Genomic DNA, 17,446 nt, shown 5'->3' with positions numbered 1-17,446 from the left:
TACAGTCCCTATACAATTGAAAGTAAAGAGGACTTTGGCACAAGGGTGTGACAATTTTTTAAAAATAAAAAGACCCCTGATATCAGGAGCCTTTTCTCTTTCCTCTATAAATAATGTTTCCGTTTTGAATCACGTACTTGGCGATCATCCGCTCACTCACAATGAAAACGGGATAGGCACACACAAGCGCAAAAACAGCCATCGGCACGTGCTGTACGGCCGGCAGCATTGTGCCTGCCGCATTGCGGAGAAGCAGCAAAAGATAAATGAGCAGCACGATGACTGCTAATGACACCAGCATAATCGGAGCTGATACTTTATATTCATGAAGCCGTTCCCGGCAGTGTCCGCAGCGAAATTGACAAGGCACATTTGATGATCTGACCATGTCGCCTGTCAAAGTTTTGCCGCAGTTCGGGCATCGTGTTTCTTTCATAGGGTATTCCTCACTTTCCATTCCATATGTCTATTATACCAGAGTCCCTTCTGTTTCGTTTTGTTGCTGTTCAACACATTTTCACATTTTTTATCATCAGCTTACTTGTCTCTGTCTCTAAAATCCTCTACGCTTAAATAGATCTTATTTGGAGGGGATGTATGAATGCTTCCGATTAATAGACAGCAACACATCCTGAAGTGGCTGAAAGAAGAAGGCGCGCTCAGAATTTCTGATATCAGCGCAAGGTTCGGTGTTTCAGAAATGACAGTATACAGAGATGTCAATCAGCTTGTTCAGTCAAATCAGGTCATTAAAACAGCCGGCGGCATCACGCTCCCAGCCCGAACACCTCAAGCGGATCATATGTGCAGCTATTGTCTGAAGCCGGTCAATCAAGCCCATTCGGTTCAGCTGATTACGGTAAACCAAGACATTGAACAGCTATGCTGCGCACATTGTGCGTTTTTGCGGTACGCAGATAAAACGGAAGAGGTTTCACACTTGATTTGCAGAGATTTTCTGTTACACACAACAGTCAGTGCCGGTTCGGCTTATTTCGTCGTAAATGCTGAACTAAACCTGCACTGCTGCCAGCCTCAGGCGATTCCGTTTGCGACACTCGACCATGCCGAACGGTTTCGAAAAGGATTCGGCGGAGCCGTCCGCACCTTCGACCAGGCGCTGGAAGACATGCTTCAAGACAGAAAAAAACGCTGCACCTGCACCAAGAAATAACACAACATATACAGCGGAAGGTGGTGTCTGAGTGATGAAGCGAAACAGATGGTGGATCATCCTTCTGCTTTTTCTTGTTTTCCTGCCGAAAACAAGCTTTGCTCACGCCTATATTGTCAAATCTTCACCTGGTGAAAACAGCGAATTAAAAAGCGCCCCTTCACAGGTGGAAATCGAATTTAATGAACCGGTTGAAGAAGGATTTCATTACATTAAAGTCTATAATTCAAACGGCGATCGGGTGGATACAGATAAGACTGAAATCAAAAAAGATAATCATCACATCATGACAGTGAAGCTGAAAAAGAATCTGCCGCATGATGTGTACAGAGCGGAATGGAATGCCGTGTCCGCGGACGGGCATCCGGTTTCCGGCGTCATTCCGTTCAGCATCGGGAAAGCGGACGGCGGATTCAGCAGCCAAAAAGCCGCCGGTTCAGCGCTGAATCCGGCAACAGCCGCAGACCGCGCGATTCTGTATACAGCCTTATCTCTGTTTATCGGGACGGTTTTCTTCCATCTCTTCTGGTATAAAGGAGATCCAGAACAACTCGCCAAACGGACGAGACGTATCCTGATCGTCTCGATCACTGCATTGGGGCTGGTGCTTTTGCTTCAGCTTCCCATTCAGACAAAAGCGAACGCGGGCGGCGGCTGGGGCAGCGCCTTCCAGCCGGGCTACATCAGAGAAACTCTGTTTGAGACAGCAGGCGGCACCATTTGGATCATACAGGCCCTGTTGTACGTGCTGCTTGCACTGTCTGCGATCCCTGTGATACGCAAAAAACGCTTTTCGTCCTTTGGCTATTGGACAGCGCCGCTCATTTTCTTTTTCGGCCTCCTGCTTGCCAAAGCGTTTACCGGACATGCTGCTGTCGTTGAAGAAAAAGCGGTCGGCATTTTGATGGATTTCCTTCATTTATCTTCCGCTTCCATCTGGGTTGGCGGAATAGCAGCACTCGTTTTGCTGCTCGCAAAAGAATGGAGGCAGCCTGACAAAACGCTCGCATGGGAAACGGTAAGCCGGTTCTCCCCATGGGCGCTTACTGCAGTCGGCGTCATTTTGTTTTCAGGCTTGCTCAATGGATTTTTCATCATTCGATCAATGGATTCGCTGTTCCATACAGCGTACGGCCAAGCTCTTATAGTAAAAAGCGGACTGTTTGTGTTGATGCTGGTCTTAGGCGCGCTTCATTTTCTGCTCACCAGAAAGCAGCGCCGCACAGGAATCAGCCGAACGCTCAAAATGGAATGGGCAATCGGCATCGCTGTATTGATCACAGCGGCCGTGTTTACAAGCCTGCCAAGCCCGCCTGAGCCGGCGCCGGAACCGTTCTTCCAAACGAAAGCGATTGAGAACGGACAAAGCGTGTCTCTCAGCATCAGCCCGAACCAACCAGGGAAAAACGAATTTGAGCTGCGGGTCACTGACCATAACGGCGAACCGGTGAAAAACATCCAGCAAATCACGTTAACCATTTATAAAACAGGCCTGTCAGGCAGAGAAAACAAAAGCACGTTTCAATTAAAAGAGAAAACAAAAGGCGTCTTTCAGGATGAAAACCTATCCATTAATGAAAAGGGAAACTGGAAGATCAAAGTCCACGGGCTGACCGGAGACTTTAACGAAATCAATATCATGTTTACAAAGACCCATTAAAGGAGTGTTTGAATTGTTGAAGAAAATTGCATTCACACTATGTCCGGCTATCGTTGGCTCTCTCTTATTCTTTACGGCCCCTGCCAGTGCGCACGTTACGGTAAAGCCTGCTGAATCCGCTGCAGGCTCTTGGGAAACTTATACGATGAAGGTTCCTTCTGAGAAAAATCAGCCGACAACAAAGGTTGTCCTCAAAATGCCGAAGGATGTTGAATTCCAGCAATACGAGCCAATTCCGGGCTGGAAGGTATCCACCCAGAAACACGACGACAAATCAGTGTCCGTGACGTGGGAAGCGACTGACGGCGGCATTCAGGAAGGACAGTTCCAGCGGTTTACCTTTGTTGCCAAAAACCCTGACAAAGCGGAGGAAGCAGCTTGGGACGCATACCAATATTACAAAGACGGCAGCATTGTCGAGTGGACAGGTGACGAGGATGCGGATACGCCTCATTCCATTACAAACATCACCGCTGCAAAGCAAGTGACAGATGAGCACGGTGCTACGAAAACAGAGGACGATTCCAAAGAATCGGGCTCTTCTGCTCTGGACATCACAGCGATTGTGCTGTCTGCGGCAGCCATTATTTTATCTATAGCAGCGCTTGTAAAGAAAAAGCGTGCGTAATAAAAAAGCGATCCAGATGTCATGTCTGGGTCGCTTTTTTTGTTTAACCGCGTCCTGCTTGGAATGAAGGATATTGTGTCATACCGCCGTCCGCGAATAACGTGATGCCTGTGACGTAGCTGGCTTCCTTCGAAGCAAGCCAGGCTGCTACTGCGGCGACCTCCTCCGGTTCGCCGATATATCCCATTGGAATCATGCTTTCTACATCAGCTTTCTGTTTAGGGTCAGCGAATTTTTCAGCATTGATTGGCGTGTTGATCGCACCTGGCCCAATATTATTGACGCGAATGCCCTTCGGCGCGTATTCCAACGCCAATGTTTCTGTCATCAACTTTATCCCGCCTTTACTTGCCGCATAGTGGACAAATAACGGCCAAGGAATCACTTCGTGCACACTGGACATGTTGATGACATTTCCCTTGATATCATTTTCTACGAAATATTTAATCGCTTCACGGCTTCCTAAAAAGGCGCCCGTTAAGTTCGTGCTGATGACTTTATCCCAATCCTTCAACGGCATTTCGTGAGATGGCACAGGATTTTCAAGTCCCGCATTATTAATCATAATATCGAGTGTGCCGAACTCTTTAATGGCAGTTTGCACAATATTTTTTACATCTTCCTCTTTCGTGACATCTCCTTGGACGATAACTGCTTCACCGCCCGCCTTGATGACCTCTTCTTTTACCTCGTTTGGATCCTGTTTATCACTATAATAGTTGATAACCACTTTTGCCTGCTCCTTGCCGAAGCGAAGGGCCATGGCTTTCCCAAGACCTGATGCAGCGCCTGTAATGGCGACGACTTTTCCTTTTAAATCTGGATACATATACATCCTCCTCAATTGTTATGAATTCGTTTTGGCGATTCCTAAAAATACAGCGGCCGCAATAATCAGTGCAATCCCTATGGCAATCGCAATAAGCTGGCGTTTTGTTTTCTTTTCACGCAGGATGAAAATGCCGCCGAGCGTTGAAATGACAATTCCCATTTGAGAGAGAGAAAAGCTTGTTGCGACACCGACTCTCGGCTGAGAAATAAACAAAAACATATTTCCGCCTGCCCAGATTAATCCTGGGAGAATATTTCTGATCGCATATTTGTTAAAGGGTTTGTGTCTATAGGTTAAAACTAACCCCCCAACCACCATGCCAATCGCCTGTGGCAGCAGCGCGGACCAGCCGGACACATTGAACAATCTAGCCACGACGACATAAACCAAATAACCAAGAGTCGAGACAAGGAGAATCAAAATGCCCTTTTTCAAGTTGCTTGGCTCGCCCTCTGTTTTATCCTTCTTATCTTCCAAAGATGTGAGAATGATTCCCACAATGATAAAGATCAGAGCGAGAATGCCAAGCGTAATCGCAATCGGTGTTGACCATTCGCGGAACACGATCACACCGAACAACGATGTGGAAACGAGCTGCATTCCTGTGGAAATCGGCATTGTTTTAGATACACCCATCAATTCAATGCTTTTCAGCTGGTTGGCCTGCCCAAGTGACCAAAATAAGCCGGATACGATTCCAACAATAAAAATCCGCAGTGACAGAACGGGCTGAACAAAAAAGTAAATAACGATAGAAACAATGAGCGCCCCGATCGTCGTTCCCAGTGTCTGGCTGTACGGCCCGCCGCCTAATTTCACATTGAAGAGAACAATGCTCCCCCAAAACAAAGCCGGGAGAAGAGCCAATAATAAATCCATTGTTGGGGAACCTTCTTTCAAAATGTATTTGCTGTTATTTTGTCTGGAATGGCTGGGTTTATTCGCCGGAACAGCAAAAAGAGCTGCCGGAAGATCCGGCAACTCTCAGGAGCTTGCATTCTTTTACAAACCGATGGACATATATTTTGTTTCAAGATAAGGCTCGATGCCTTCCGAACCGCCTTCGCGGCCGATGCCGCTTTCTTTCATTCCGCCGAATGGCGCTTGAACCGCTGATGGTCCGCCGTCATTCCAGCCGATAATCCCGTACTCAAGGTTTTCGGAAATATAGATGCCGCGGCGGTAGTTTTCTGTGAAGAAGTAAGCAGCCAGGCCGTACGGTGTATCGTTGGCAAGCTGAATCGCTTCATCAATATCAGAAAACGTGACGATCGGTGCAACCGGGCCGAATGTTTCCTCATGCATGATATTCATGGACGTATCGACATCTGCGAGTACTGTCGGGTTGACGAAGTAGCAGCCTTTGTCATCGTTTCGGTCATACGTGCCCCCAGCGAGAACTTTCGCACCTTTTTCAACCGCATCATCAATTTGGCTGACAATTTTTTCGAAGCCTCTTTTGTTGATAATCGGGCCGACATTGACGCCTTCTTCAAGTCCATTTCCGACTTTTAGCTTAGACACTTGCTCGCTCAGTTTCGCCGCAAATTCATCTTTGATGGATTCATGGACGATCAGGCGGTTCGCACATACGCATGTTTGGCCCGCGTTTCGGTATTTAGACACCATCGCCTGTTCAACGGCAAGGTCTATATTTGCATCTTCATCCACGATCAGCGGGGCATGTCCGCCGAGCTCCATGGAAACATGTTTCACGGTGTCCGCACTATTTTTCATGAGGATTTTCCCTACCGGCGTTGATCCTGTGAACGTGATTTTGCGGATTTTCGGACTGCCTGTGAACACATTTCCAATTTCTTCTCCATCGCCGATGACTACCTGAAGAACGTCCTTCGGAATGCCCGCTTCATATGCGAGGCGCGCAAGCTCATAGGCAGACAGCGGTGTGTCCGGCGCCGGCTTGATGATAAACGTACAGCCGGCAGCAAGAGCAGGTGCCGCTTTGCGTGTAATCATCGCATTCGGGAAATTCCAAGGCGTGATGGCAGCAACAGGGCCGACTGGCTGGCGTGTGACGACAATTCGTTTACCGGTTGTCGGAGCAGGCACAGTTCTTCCGTACACACGCTTCGCTTCCTCTGCAAACCATTCGATATAGCCTGCGCCGTACAGGACCTCGCCGACCGCTTCCTGATACGGTTTTCCGTTTTCCTTTGTAATTAAATCTGCAAGTTCTTCTTTATGTTCAACAATCAGCTCATACCATTTTTTCAAAAGAGACGCTCTTTCGTTCGCTGATGTTTTAGACCACGTTTTAAACGCTTGATGTGAACGTTCAATGGCTTCTTCTACTTCTTTGGCTGATTGCTGAGGAATCGTTTTGATCTCCTCGCCCGTAGCCGGGTTGTAGACCGTTAATTGATCTGGCATATTGAACATTCCTTTCTTTTCATGATTACTTAAAATGATAGCAGACCCAGCCGTTTTCTTTCCAATAATTAAGCTCGCAGGCCCGCCTCCAAGATGCTGAGTCCTTCATTCAGAAGGCTGTCTGAGATGACGAGCGGCGTCAGAAAGCGGATGATATTGCCATTAATTCCCGCAGTCAGCAAAAGCAATCCGTTTTGATTCGCATACGACGCGATTGCTGCCGCTTTCGCTTTATCAGGCTCACGCGTGTCAGGATCCTTGACGATTTCGATTGCGGCCATTGCTCCGAGTCTGCGGATGTCACCGATGAACGGGAATTCTTGTTTCCACTCATACGCCTTGTTTTCAATCGTTTTGCCAATTTTTTCAGAACGCTCATTCAGCCCTTCTTCTTCAATAATATCCAAGACAGCCAAAGCCGCCGCGCACCCGAGCGGGCTGCCGGCATACGTGCCGCCCAGCTCCCCTGGCGCTGCTGCATCAAGCATTTCCGCACGGCCGATCACACCGCTTAACGGCAATCCCGCTGCAAGTGATTTAGAAATCGTGATCAGATCAGGAACAACATCAAAATGTTCAATTGCGAAATAGGTGCCTGTTCTGGCAAAACCCGTTTGAATTTCATCAGCCACAAAAACAATGCCGTGTTCTTTGCAAAAAGATGCGACATGCTGCACAAATCGTTTCGAAGGAATAATAAAGCCGCCTTCTCCCTGTACAGGCTCCATCACGACACATGCGACCGTTTCCGGCGCGACTGATGCGATGAAGAAATCATTGAACGCTTGGATGATCATGTCATCATAGCTTTCATCACTCATGCCGGCCGGCTTCTGATAATAATAGGGGAATGGTGCTTGATAAACCTCTGACGCAAAAGGTCCGAAGCCGAATTTATAAGGTTTTACCTTGCTCGTCATGCTCATCGTCATATTCGTGCGCCCATGAAACCCGCGTGTAAACGAGACAACCCCTTGGCGCTTTGTATACTTTCTGGCAATTTTTACAGCGTTTTCGACCGCTTCCGCTCCTGAGTTCAGAAAGATCGCTTTTTTCTCATGGCCGCCCGGTGCAATGCCGCACAGTTTTTCCGCTAATTCGATATAAGACGGGTACATCATGACATTGAAACCCGGGTGAATCAGCTCCTCCGCCTGCCGCTTCACAGCCTTAACGACCTTCGGATGCGAGTGTCCGACATTTAACGTTCCGATGGCGCCTGCAAAATCAATAAATCTCCGGCCATCCAAATCGTACAGCTCAGCCCCTACTCCTTTTACCGCCAGACTGCGATTGCCGTTGCTCACACCTTTGGACACGAATTGATCCCGTTTTTGCTGCCACTGGGCAGTCGTGATGCTTGCTGTTGTTTGACTCATGTGTATGTCCCCCTGTCGCTATTTTCTTACCATTCTGACTTCTCTTTGGTATGATGAAAAGTACCAATTATAACTTTTTGATGGTACCAGAAGGAGAAACTGCAAATGGACATCACAATCACACTCGATCGCTCAGAACAAGCCGATTATATCTATCAGCAAATTTATCAAAAGTTGAAAAAAGAAATTCTCAGCCGCAATCTGCTGCCACACTCGAAGGTTCCCTCCAAGAGAGAGCTGGCTGAGAAGCTGAAGGTCAGCGTAAACTCAGTGAATTCAGCCTATCAGCAGCTTCTGGCTGAGGGATATTTGTACGCCATTGAGCGAAAAGGGTTTTTCGTGGAGAAGCTCGACATGTTTTCTGCCGAGGAGCACCCCCCATTTTCATTGGCGGATGACCTGAAAGAGGTTCACATCGATCAAAGCAATTGGATTTCGTTTTCACACATGAGTGTCGATACAGACCATTTTCCGATCAAAAGCTGGTTTCGCTGCGAGCAAAAAGCGGCCTCACGCTCATATCGAACACTTGGCGATATGTCGCATCCACAAGGGATCTATGGGGTGCGCGCGGCCATTACCAGGCTCATTTCCCTGACGCGGGGCGTAAAATGCCGGCCGGAACAAATCGTCATAGGGGCAGGCACACAGGTGCTTATGCAGCTATTGACTGAGCTTTTGCCTAAGGAGGCGGTGTATGCGATGGAGGAACCCGGTTACAGGCGCATGTACCAGCTTTTAAAAAATGCCGGAAAAAAGGTGAAGACCATCATGCTGGATGAAAAAGGCATGTCGATTGTTGAAATCAGCAGACAGCAGCCTGATGTACTGGTGACGACTCCGTCGCATCAATTTCCGGCCGGAACGATTATGCCTGTATCCAGAAGAATTCAGCTGCTGAACTGGGCAGCCGAAAAGCCGCACCGCTATATTATTGAAGACGATTATGATAGTGAATTTACATATGATGTAGACAGTATTCCAGCGTTGCAAAGCCTTGACCGTTTTCAAAATGTCATCTATATGGGCACCTTTTCAAAGTCCCTTCTCCCTGGCTTGCGGATCAGCTATATGGTTTTGCCGCCTGAGCTATTGAGGACATACAAACAGCGAGGCTATGATTTGCAGACATGCTCGTCTCTTGCGCAGCTCACCCTGCATGAATTTATCGAGTCCGGAGAATATCAGAAGCATATAAAAAAAATGAAGCAGCATTATAAAGAAAAGAGAGAGCGCCTGATCGCCGCTTTAGAAACAGAGTTCAGCGGAGAGGTTACCGTAAAGGGGGCAAATGCGGGACTGCATTTTGTTACCGAATTTGAAACCAGCCGCACCGAACAAGACATCCTGGCACATGCCGCCGGCCAGCAGCTTGAAATCTTCGGAATGAGCCGGTTTGATTTGAAGGAAAAAAGAAGGCAAACAGGCAGGCCCGCTCTCATTATCGGATTCGCCCGGCTTAAGGAAGAAGACATTCAGGAGGGTGTCGAGAGGCTTTCCCGTGCTGTTTACGGACATAAAAAAATCCCCGGTACAGGGGATTGATTCACCAGCGGTCCTGGTCCACATTCAGCACGGCTTCAAGCAGGCCCGGAAATGCCTTTTCGAGGTCTTCAGCGCGAAGCGAATAATACCGGCGCTTTCCTTCTATACGAACTTGAGCGATGCCTGATTCTCTCAATACTTTAAAATGATGTGACAAGGTCGATTTGGCAACCTGTACATCCGCACAGGTGCCGCACGTTTTTTCTTTCGCTCCAGCTAATTGCTTTACGAGCTCTAAACGAAGCGGATCACTCAGTGCGTGAAGGACCTTTGTCAGCTGCAACGTTTCTGTTTCTGGATGGTTTGGAATGTTCATGACACAAATGTATCACACAACAATTAGAATGACAATTTTACTATTTAAGGGTTTTTCCTTTACCTCATTTTGATTACATGTTACAGTTAGTTCGATGAAATTCGAACAATAAATTCAGCATAACGATGGAGGAGATTGACATGATCGTATTACAAGCTTACATCAAAGTAAAACCAGAAAAACGCGAGGAATTTTTGAGCGAGGCGCAATCGCTTGTTCAGCATTCAAGAGCTGAGGAAGGCAACGCGCAATATGACCTATTTGAAAAAGTAGGCGAAGAAAATACATTTGTAATGCTCGAACAATGGAAAGATGAAGCGGCGATGAAATTCCACAATGAAACCGCGCATTTCCAAGGATTTGTAGCAAAAGGAAAAGAACTGCTGAGCGCTCCTCTTGATGTTGTCCGCACAGAGCTTAGCGAGTAAGGAAAGGGTGTCCCATATGAATGAAGTCATCAAATCATTAACAGACCACCGCTCGATTCGCAGCTATACAGATGAACCTGTAGCTCAGGAACAATTAGACCAAATCATTCAAGCGGTGCAATCTGCCCCAACTTCTATCAACGGGCAGCAAGTGACTGTGATCACAGTACAGGATAAAGAGCGCAAAAAGAAAATCTCCGAGCTGGCAGGCGGACAGCCTTGGATTGACCAGGCTCCTGTTTTCTTGCTGTTCTGCGCAGACTTCAACCGCGCCAAAATCGCGCTTGAAGATCTGAATGATTTCAAAATGGAGATCACAAATGGCTTAGAGTCTGTTCTTGTCGGTGCTGTAGACGCTGGTATCGCCCTCGGCACAGCGACAGCAGCGGCTGAATCACTTGGATTTGGCACGGTTCCGATCGGTGCGGTTCGCGGAAACCCTCAAGAGCTGATCGAACTGCTTGAGCTTCCGAAATACGTGTTCCCTGTATCCGGCCTTGTCATCGGCCATCCAGCTGACCGTTCAGCGAAAAAACCGCGCCTTCCGAAGGAAGCAGTCAATCATCAGGAAACATATTTGAATCAAGATGAGCTGACTTCTCACATTCAGGCATATGATGAGCAAATGTCTGAATATATGAATAAGCGGACAAACGGTAAAGAAACAAGAAATTGGTCACAAGGCATCGCTTCCTATTATGAGCGGCTGTACTATCCGCACATCCGTGAAATGCTTGAGAAACAAGGATTTAAAGTTGAAAAATAAGCCTCACCCGGCCTGTCGGATTTTCCGGCAGGCCTTTCGATTGTCCGGTTAAAATCCATTGACTTCTATTTAGTTTATTTGGTAAAATTTTTTCATTGTTACTCATTGGTTTTCTGTGAACCAATGGGTTTTCTAATGTTCAAGAAAGAAGGAAGCCATGAGATGCTTGATAAAAAAACAGATATCTTGTTAGCTGCGCGAAAGCTTTTTTCGGAAAAGGATTTTATGTCGGTTTCCATGCAGGCGATCGCAGAAGAATGTAAGATGTCAAAAGCTTCGATATATAAGCTGTTTCAATCTAAGGAAGATCTGCTTTTGGAGCTGCTGTCATTTAACCAGAAACAAATGGTGGCCGCGGCCTCAAGACTTCAGGAGAATACCGCCCTGACACCGGAGGAGCGTTTGACGCAAAAGGTCAAAATGGAGCTGGAAGGCTTCAGGCGGAATCAGCAGTTTTTCAATATGCTGACCTACGGAAATCCCAAGCTTCATAATAACCGGGTTAAACAGCATATCCATCAGACCAGGTCAACGATTATTTGCTGGCACCGTGATTCGCTGATCCAGGCGTATGGAGAAAGCATTCTTCCGTTTGTGTGGGATCTGGTCATCATTCTTCACGGCATGATGCGTGAGTTTTTAATGCTGATCAAAATAGAGGAAAAACCGCTTGAGCTTGACCCGATCGCAGAGTTTATCATCAGCACCCTCAATCAGATTGTCAAAAACAAGGAAACCCGGCAGTCTCTCCTTCCGCCCGAAGCCATCGAGCTTTACATTCATTCAGCATCCTCCTACAAGCCAAAGGATAAATCAGCCCTATTGTCGGAAAGCCTGAAGGAATTACATAATGGCATCTCTTCCCTGCCCGCCGCAGACTTTGACGTAGATGAACTGACATCCGCAGCCGCCATGCTGGAGGAAGAAGCGAAGAAGGAAGAACCCCGCGCTTTTTTGCTCAAATCACTGATTGGCTATCTGGAACAAACCGGTGTTTTAACACAGCCCGTTTCGATGTTAAAAACACTGTTAATTACTTAAAGAAAAGAAGGGATATGTATTGGACAAAAGTATCGAACCAAAACCTTTTAACCGTTCTGTCATTGTCGGCATTTTATTAGCCGGGGCGTTTGTCGCGATTTTGAATCAAACGCTGTTAATTACTGCACTTCCCCATATTATGAGGGATTTCAATGTAGATGCCAACCAAGCGCAATGGCTGACAACTTCATTTATGTTAACCAACGGGATTTTAATTCCGATTACCGCGTTTTTAATTGAGAAATTCACGAGCAGGACGCTGCTTATCACAGCAATGAGCATTTTCACTGCCGGAACAATTGTCGGGGCATTCGCGCCGAACTTCCCGGTTCTGCTTACAGCACGTATCATTCAAGCGGCCGGGGCCGGCATTATGATGCCGCTCATGCAGACCGTATTCCTGACGATCTTTCCGATTGAAAAGCGCGGCCAGGCTATGGGTATGGTCGGATTGGTCATCTCGTTCGCGCCTGCGATCGGACCGACTCTTTCCGGATGGGCAGTCGAAGCTTTCTCTTGGAGATCATTGTTTTATATCATTCTTCCGTTTGCTGTGATTGATTTAATTCTTGCCAGCATCCTGATGAAGAACGTGACGACTTTAAGAAAAACTAAGATTGATATTTTATCAGTGATCCTTTCGACATTTGGATTCGGCGGCCTTCTGTACGGCTTCTCAAGCGTCGGCTCTTACGGCTGGACCAGTTCAACCGTCTTGATTTCATTGCTGGTGGGTGTCATCGCATTGCTCCTGTTCATCACAAGACAAATGAAGCTTGAAAAACCGATGCTGGAATTCCGCGTATTTACATTTGGTGTCTTCAGCTTAACAACCCTGCTGGGAACACTTGTCTTTGCCTTATTGATCGGTACGGAAACCATCCTGCCGCTTTATACACAAACCGTCAGAGACGTTACAGCCTTTGATACAGGTCTTATGCTTCTTCCAGGAGCCATTGTGATGGGCTTCATGTCACCGATTATCGGAAGAATTTTTGACCGTGTCGGCGGAAGAGGCCTCGCGATTGCAGGTTTCTGTATCATCTTCCTGACATCACTGCCGTTTATGCAGCTGACTGACCATACGTCACTCGCTTGGATTGTCGTTTTATACACCGTTCGTCTCTTAGGTACCGCTATGATCATGATGCCGGTGACGACAGCCGGAATCAACGCGCTGCCGCGCCACCTGATCCCGCACGGAACAGCGATGAACAATACGATTCGCCAAGTCGGCGGCTCAATCGGAACTGCACTATTGGTATCCGTCATGAGCAACCAGGCGGCTCACGCAGGCACGACAAATGTGAAGCATGCCGCCCTGCACGGCATGAACGCCGCATTTATCGTGGCAGCCTGCATTGCGCTTGCCGGCTTCCTTCTATCCTTTACATTAAAGAAACCTCAGCGCCCTGCCGAACAGCAGCCTGCACGCTGATCCATAAAAAAAGAGCCCCGCTTTTAAGCGGAGGCTCTTTTTTGTTTACTTCTCTAAACCGTCTTTCACTTCTTTAATCATTTGCGTCATAGACTCAAGTCCGCCTCCTGATAAGTACCAAGTAGCAGAATCAAGGTAGACGACATGATCATTTTTCACTGCGTTTACGTTTTTCACATAATCATTTTCAACGACTTGTTTAGTAGATGATGTTTCACCGATCGCTGTACCGCGGTCAATGACAAACAGGTAATCCGGGTTTGTTTTTGAAATGTACTCGTAAGAAACACTTTGTCCGTGAGTAGACGCTTTGATGTTTTTATCAGCCGGTGTTACGCCGAATACGTCATGGATCAGGCCGTATCTTGATTTAGAACCGAACGCGCTGATTTTTCCGTCGTTCGCCATAATGACAAGACCGTTTTTGTTAAGCTTTTCAGCTTTTTTCTTAAGATCCGCAATTGAATGATCAATTGTTGCGAGTTCATCTTTCACTTCGTCTTCTTTATCAAAGATCTTACCGATGGTTTCTGCGTCTGATTTAAATGATTCCATGTATTTCGCTGTGTCTACGCCAAGGTAAATCGTCGGTGCAATTTCAGAGAATTCTTTGTAAGACTCAGATTGTCTTCCTGAAATAATGATCAGATCAGGGTCTAAATCCGCCACTTTTTCGAAGTCTGGTTCTTTTAAGCTTCCTACATCAGCATATTTGTCATCCTTGAATTTAGACAGATACTTTGGAAGGGCTTGTTTCGGCAAGCCTGCGACTTTATCATCAAGACCGAGTTTATCTAACGTGTCTAAGCTTCCAAAATCAAATACAACAACTTTTTTAGGGTTCTTTGGTACTTTTGTGCCGTTTTTATCCAGCTGGTGTTTCACTGTGATTTGTTCATTCTTTGAATCAGAACCTTTGCTGCTGCTTGTGCTTTGGTTTCCACATGCAGAAATGACAACTGCCGTCACCAAAGCGATGAATAGTAATGCGAACTTTTTCATGCTCTTCACCTCTTCTATATATTAAGAAAAATAAACACCTATTCTTTGATTATCAATCGTCTGAATCGGGATAGTCATATCATAGATTTCCTCAAGCACAGAGGTTTCTATCATGTCTTCAGGCGGCCCCTCTTTTACGATTCGGCCGTTTTTCAAAGCTACGATATGGTCCGAATAGACAGAAGCAAAATTGATATCGTGAATGACGATCACGATCGTTTTTCCAAGCTCCTCTACCAATCGTTTCAGCAATTTCATAATTTCAACTGAATGTTTCATATCCAGATTGTTCAGCGGCTCATCCAGAAAGATATAATCTGTGTCTTGGGCAATGACCATTGCGATAAACGCCCTTTGGCACTGTCCGCCGCTCAGCTGATCCAGGTATTTGTCCTGAATGTCTTCAAGCTTCATGTAGCCTAGCGCCTGGTTGATATGAACCCAGTCTTCCTCTGTCAGCCGGCCCTGTGAGTACGGAAATCTGCCGAAGCTGACGAGGTCTTTGATGGTGAGCCTGATATTGATTTGGTTCGCCTGCTTTAAAATGCTCATTTTTTTGGCAAGCTCTTTGCTGTCGCAGGCTCCAATCTCTTGTCCGTCTATGAAAATCTCGCCGGAATCCTTTTTGATCAGGCGGCTCATAATAGACAGCAGCGTGCTTTTGCCGGCGCCGTTAGGACCGATAAACGAGGTAATTTTGCCTTTTGGAATCGTGACTGACGTCTCTTCAAGGACCACTTTCCCGCCATATTGTTTGCTTACATTTTTGACCTCTACCATGATTTATTCTCCTTTAACAGCAAGTAGATAAAATAAATCCCGCCGGCAAAATTAATAATGACGCTCAGCGTCGTTGAGAAGGTAAACACTTTCTCAACCACAAACTGCCCTCCGACCAGCGCAATGATGCTGATGAAAACGGAGCCTGCGATTAAGTATGAATGCTTATACGTTTTCAGGAATTCTCTCGCCAAGTTGACGACAAGAAGGCCTAAGAACATAATCGGCCCGACTAGCGCAGTCGAAACAGAAACAAGGATCGCAACCACGATCAGCATCTGCTTCACCACTTTGTCGTAGTCGATGCCCAAATTCACGGCGTGCTCGCGTCCGAGAGAAAGCACGTCGAAAAACTTTGTAAAACGCCAGACATAAGCGCCTGTCAGCAGGAAGATGATGAACGCGAGCCATAACAAATCCGTATTGATGTTGTTAAAGCTGGCAAACATCTTGTCCTGCACAACTTGGAACTCATTCGGATCAATCAGCATCTGCATAAAGGAAGACAGGCTGCTGAACAACGTGCCAAACACGATTCCGATGAGCAGAAGGAAAAAGATATTTCTCCCCTCTCCCTTGAACATGATCTGATACAGAACAAGGGAAAACAGTATCATCAGCAGAACAGAGATGATAAAGTTGATGTTTTTATTCATGATGACAATATTCGCAGAACCGAACAGAAAGATAATGCCGGTCTGAATCAGCATGTAGAGAGAATCAAGGCCCAAGATGCCCGGCGTCAGGATGCGGTTGTTCGTAATCGTTTGAAAGATCATGGTCGAAAACGCAATCGCTCCCCCAGTCAGCGCAATGGCAGCGACCTTTTTGATTCTTCTCGGCAAGGTGTAATCCCAATTGCCTAAGTCATAAAACAGAAACAAGCCAATACATACGATGGCTAAAACAACGAGCAACGCAATTTTCATCTGGTTACGCATACGCTTTTCTCCTTAACAGCATAAACAGGAAAATGCCGCTGCCGATGATTCCGACCATCAGGCCAATCGAGATTTCGTAAGGGAAGATAATGATTCTGCCCAGTATATCGCAAAAGAGCACAAAAACCGCTCCCAATAGCGCCGTGTGCGGCAGGCTGTTCTTCAGATTGTCTCCTCTGTAAATCGAGACAATATTCGGGATGATTAAACCGAGAAACGGCAACATACCGACAGTCAAAATGACAAGAGACGTGATCAGGGACACGATAATGAGCCCGATGTTCACAACCCGTTTGTACTTCAGGCCGAGGTTGACAGAAAAGCTTTCTCCCATACCGGCCAATGTGAATTTATCCGCATACACATAGGCAATGATAACGAGCGGAATACTCAGATAAAGAAGCTCGTATCTTCCTTTTACCACTAAAGAGAAGTCTCCTTGGAGCCATGATGACACATTCTGGATCAAGTCATATTTATATGCGATAAATGTCGCGATTGAACTGACGATATTCCCGAGCATTAAACCGACAAGCGGAATAAAGATGGTGTCGTTAAACTTGATTCTTTCAAGGATTTTCATAAACAGAAAATTTCCTGCAAGGGCAAAGACGAACGCGACCAGCATTTTCATTAAAGGACTGGTGGATGTGAACAGCAGCAAGGAAATTAAAATGCCGAGCCGAGCCCAATCCATCGTGCCCGCCGTCGTCGGTGACACGAATTTATTTCTGCTGATCTGCTGCATAATCAAACCGCAGATGCTCATGCTTAATCCCGCGATGACAATGCTGATCAATCGCGGCAAACGGCTTGCAAACAGCGTTGACGCCTCTTGTTTGCTTAAATCGAAGAGATCAAGCGGCGACAGATCTTCTACGCCGATAAATACAGATGTGACTGCTAATATGATAAGTAGAATAAATAAGTAACGTAACTTCATGCTGCCTCCTTACATCCTTACAGCAAAAAGAACGTATCTCCTACTCCGCAAGGACTCAAAACAATATGGCCATATAGTAATTGATTATCATTATCATTTACATATTACCATTTTTCTAGTGTTAGTCAATATTCTTTCAAAATATTAACCTAGTCATGTATTTAATTTTACTAATCATTCTA

Annotated in this window: 18 protein-coding genes; 8 read left to right on the top strand and 10 right to left on the bottom strand. The window is 46.4% G+C overall.

Features of this window, described 5'->3' with window-relative positions:
- Positions 1 to 82: 82 nt before the first annotated feature.
- On the bottom strand, positions 83 to 436 hold the full coding sequence (locus tag GYO_RS24580; RefSeq protein ID WP_014112668.1) for a YcnL family membrane protein: 354 nt from the start codon (positions 434 to 436) through the stop codon (positions 83 to 85).
- A gap of 165 nt (positions 437 to 601) precedes the next feature.
- Here GYO_RS24580 and cutR point away from each other — a divergent pair, with 165 nt between their 5' ends.
- The 3 genes from cutR to GYO_RS24565 are packed head-to-tail and all read left to right on the top strand — an operon-like array spanning position 602 to position 3,462.
- Positions 602 to 1,174 carry a copper uptake transcriptional regulator CutR gene (gene cutR, locus GYO_RS24575; protein WP_014112667.1) on the top strand — a complete coding sequence of 191 codons (573 nt, stop codon included), beginning with the start codon at positions 602 to 604 and terminating at the stop codon, positions 1,172 to 1,174.
- A 34-nt stretch (positions 1,175 to 1,208) separates the two neighbouring features.
- On the top strand, positions 1,209 to 2,834 hold the full coding sequence (gene ycnJ / locus GYO_RS24570) for a copper transporter YcnJ (RefSeq protein ID WP_014112666.1): 1,626 nt from the start codon (positions 1,209 to 1,211) through the stop codon (positions 2,832 to 2,834).
- A gap of 13 nt (positions 2,835 to 2,847) precedes the next feature.
- On the top strand, positions 2,848 to 3,462 hold the full coding sequence (locus tag GYO_RS24565; RefSeq protein ID WP_014112665.1) for a YcnI family copper-binding membrane protein: 615 nt from the start codon (positions 2,848 to 2,850) through the stop codon (positions 3,460 to 3,462).
- A 43-nt stretch (positions 3,463 to 3,505) separates the two neighbouring features.
- Here the strand turns inward: GYO_RS24565 and gdh are convergent, their stop codons facing one another.
- The 4 genes from gdh to gabT form a co-directional block, all read right to left on the bottom strand.
- A complete protein-coding gene (gene gdh, locus GYO_RS24560; protein WP_014112664.1) occupies positions 3,506 to 4,291 on the bottom strand; it encodes a glucose 1-dehydrogenase in 786 nt (261 codons plus the stop codon).
- 18 nt (positions 4,292 to 4,309) lie between these two features.
- Complete coding sequence (glcU, locus tag GYO_RS24555) at positions 4,310 to 5,173, bottom strand: glucose uptake protein GlcU (RefSeq protein WP_014112663.1); 864 nt, start codon at positions 5,171 to 5,173, stop codon at positions 4,310 to 4,312.
- Between the two features lie 123 nt (positions 5,174 to 5,296).
- Positions 5,297 to 6,685, bottom strand: a complete 1,389-nt coding sequence (gene gabD, locus GYO_RS24550; RefSeq protein WP_014112661.1) for a succinate-semialdehyde dehydrogenase — start codon at positions 6,683 to 6,685, stop codon at positions 5,297 to 5,299.
- A gap of 68 nt (positions 6,686 to 6,753) precedes the next feature.
- On the bottom strand, positions 6,754 to 8,064 hold the full coding sequence (gabT, locus tag GYO_RS24545; protein ID WP_014112660.1) for a 4-aminobutyrate--2-oxoglutarate transaminase: 1,311 nt from the start codon (positions 8,062 to 8,064) through the stop codon (positions 6,754 to 6,756).
- 105 nt (positions 8,065 to 8,169) lie between these two features.
- Between gabT and gabR the strand changes: the two genes are divergently transcribed.
- Positions 8,170 to 9,609: a MocR-like transcriptional regulator GabR gene (gene gabR / locus GYO_RS24540; RefSeq protein ID WP_014112659.1), complete on the top strand. Its 1,440-nt coding sequence runs from the start codon at positions 8,170 to 8,172 to the stop codon at positions 9,607 to 9,609.
- 1 nt (position 9,610) lies between these two features.
- Here the strand turns inward: gabR and GYO_RS24535 are convergent, their stop codons facing one another.
- Positions 9,611 to 9,925 (bottom strand): ArsR/SmtB family transcription factor, encoded by a 315-nt coding sequence (locus GYO_RS24535; RefSeq protein WP_014112658.1) that lies wholly within the window; start codon positions 9,923 to 9,925, stop codon positions 9,611 to 9,613.
- 140 nt (positions 9,926 to 10,065) lie between these two features.
- Here GYO_RS24535 and GYO_RS24530 point away from each other — a divergent pair, with 140 nt between their 5' ends.
- The 4 genes from GYO_RS24530 to GYO_RS24515 all read left to right on the top strand — a co-directional run bounded on the left by GYO_RS24530 (position 10,066) and on the right by GYO_RS24515 (position 13,598).
- Positions 10,066 to 10,353 (top strand): putative quinol monooxygenase, encoded by a 288-nt coding sequence (locus GYO_RS24530; RefSeq protein ID WP_003240208.1) that lies wholly within the window; start codon positions 10,066 to 10,068, stop codon positions 10,351 to 10,353.
- A gap of 16 nt (positions 10,354 to 10,369) precedes the next feature.
- Positions 10,370 to 11,119 carry an NADPH-dependent oxidoreductase gene (locus tag GYO_RS24525; protein ID WP_014112657.1) on the top strand — a complete coding sequence of 250 codons (750 nt, stop codon included), beginning with the start codon at positions 10,370 to 10,372 and terminating at the stop codon, positions 11,117 to 11,119.
- A 162-nt stretch (positions 11,120 to 11,281) separates the two neighbouring features.
- Positions 11,282 to 12,160, top strand: a complete 879-nt coding sequence (locus GYO_RS24520; protein WP_041520858.1) for a TetR/AcrR family transcriptional regulator — start codon at positions 11,282 to 11,284, stop codon at positions 12,158 to 12,160.
- 19 nt (positions 12,161 to 12,179) lie between these two features.
- Positions 12,180 to 13,598 (top strand): MDR family MFS transporter, encoded by a 1,419-nt coding sequence (locus tag GYO_RS24515; RefSeq protein ID WP_014112655.1) that lies wholly within the window; start codon positions 12,180 to 12,182, stop codon positions 13,596 to 13,598.
- Between the two features lie 45 nt (positions 13,599 to 13,643).
- On the opposite strand, the gene yclQ is transcribed toward GYO_RS24515, so the two are convergent.
- Genes yclQ through yclN form a run of 4 tightly spaced genes read right to left on the bottom strand, consistent with a single transcriptional unit; the run spans position 13,644 to position 17,264 of the window.
- On the bottom strand, positions 13,644 to 14,600 hold the full coding sequence (gene yclQ, locus GYO_RS24510; protein ID WP_014112654.1) for a petrobactin ABC transporter substrate-binding protein YclQ: 957 nt from the start codon (positions 14,598 to 14,600) through the stop codon (positions 13,644 to 13,646).
- Positions 14,601 to 14,621: 21 nt separating this feature from the next.
- Positions 14,622 to 15,380: a petrobactin ABC transporter ATP-binding protein YclP gene (yclP, locus tag GYO_RS24505; RefSeq protein WP_014112653.1), complete on the bottom strand. Its 759-nt coding sequence runs from the start codon at positions 15,378 to 15,380 to the stop codon at positions 14,622 to 14,624.
- Positions 15,374 to 16,321 (bottom strand): petrobactin ABC transporter permease YclO, encoded by a 948-nt coding sequence (gene yclO / locus GYO_RS24500; RefSeq protein WP_014112652.1) that lies wholly within the window; start codon positions 16,319 to 16,321, stop codon positions 15,374 to 15,376. The genes yclP and yclO overlap by 7 nt, the downstream gene beginning before the upstream one ends.
- Positions 16,314 to 17,264: a petrobactin ABC transporter permease YclN gene (gene yclN, locus GYO_RS24495; protein ID WP_014112651.1), complete on the bottom strand. Its 951-nt coding sequence runs from the start codon at positions 17,262 to 17,264 to the stop codon at positions 16,314 to 16,316. Before yclN ends, yclO begins: the two co-directional genes overlap by 8 nt.
- Positions 17,265 to 17,446: the final 182 nt, after the last annotated feature.

The sequence above is a fragment of the Bacillus spizizenii TU-B-10 genome, from assembly GCF_000227465.1.
In the GTDB taxonomy this organism is placed as follows: domain Bacteria; phylum Bacillota; class Bacilli; order Bacillales; family Bacillaceae; genus Bacillus; species Bacillus spizizenii.
This window is presented reverse-complemented; position numbering and strand designations above follow the sequence as displayed.

What these genes read in the sequence shown, in the direction of transcription:
- glcU (WP_014112663.1), bottom strand. Translation starts at nt 5,173, where the DNA reads ATGGATTTATTATTGGCTCTTCTCCCGGCTTTGTTTTGGGGGAGCATT.
- yclP (WP_014112653.1), bottom strand. Translation starts at nt 15,380, where the DNA reads ATGGTAGAGGTCAAAAATGTAAGCAAACAATATGGCGGGAAAGTGGTC.
- GYO_RS24580 (WP_014112668.1), bottom strand. Translation starts at nt 436, where the DNA reads ATGAAAGAAACACGATGCCCGAACTGCGGCAAAACTTTGACAGGCGAC.
- GYO_RS24525 (WP_014112657.1), top strand. Translation starts at nt 10,370, where the DNA reads ATGAATGAAGTCATCAAATCATTAACAGACCACCGCTCGATTCGCAGC.
- GYO_RS24535 (WP_014112658.1), bottom strand. Translation starts at nt 9,925, where the DNA reads ATGAACATTCCAAACCATCCAGAAACAGAAACGTTGCAGCTGACAAAG.
- gdh (WP_014112664.1), bottom strand. Translation starts at nt 4,291, where the DNA reads ATGTATCCAGATTTAAAAGGAAAAGTCGTCGCCATTACAGGCGCTGCA.
- gabR (WP_014112659.1), top strand. Translation starts at nt 8,170, where the DNA reads ATGGACATCACAATCACACTCGATCGCTCAGAACAAGCCGATTATATC.
- GYO_RS24520 (WP_041520858.1), top strand. Translation starts at nt 11,282, where the DNA reads ATGCTTGATAAAAAAACAGATATCTTGTTAGCTGCGCGAAAGCTTTTT.
- yclN (WP_014112651.1), bottom strand. Translation starts at nt 17,264, where the DNA reads ATGAAGTTACGTTACTTATTTATTCTACTTATCATATTAGCAGTCACA.
- yclQ (WP_014112654.1), bottom strand. Translation starts at nt 14,600, where the DNA reads ATGAAAAAGTTCGCATTACTATTCATCGCTTTGGTGACGGCAGTTGTC.
- cutR (WP_014112667.1), top strand. Translation starts at nt 602, where the DNA reads ATGCTTCCGATTAATAGACAGCAACACATCCTGAAGTGGCTGAAAGAA.
- gabD (WP_014112661.1), bottom strand. Translation starts at nt 6,685, where the DNA reads ATGCCAGATCAATTAACGGTCTACAACCCGGCTACGGGCGAGGAGATC.
- gabT (WP_014112660.1), bottom strand. Translation starts at nt 8,064, where the DNA reads ATGAGTCAAACAACAGCAAGCATCACGACTGCCCAGTGGCAGCAAAAA.
- yclO (WP_014112652.1), bottom strand. Translation starts at nt 16,321, where the DNA reads ATGCGTAACCAGATGAAAATTGCGTTGCTCGTTGTTTTAGCCATCGTA.
- ycnJ (WP_014112666.1), top strand. Translation starts at nt 1,209, where the DNA reads ATGAAGCGAAACAGATGGTGGATCATCCTTCTGCTTTTTCTTGTTTTC.
- GYO_RS24530 (WP_003240208.1), top strand. Translation starts at nt 10,066, where the DNA reads ATGATCGTATTACAAGCTTACATCAAAGTAAAACCAGAAAAACGCGAG.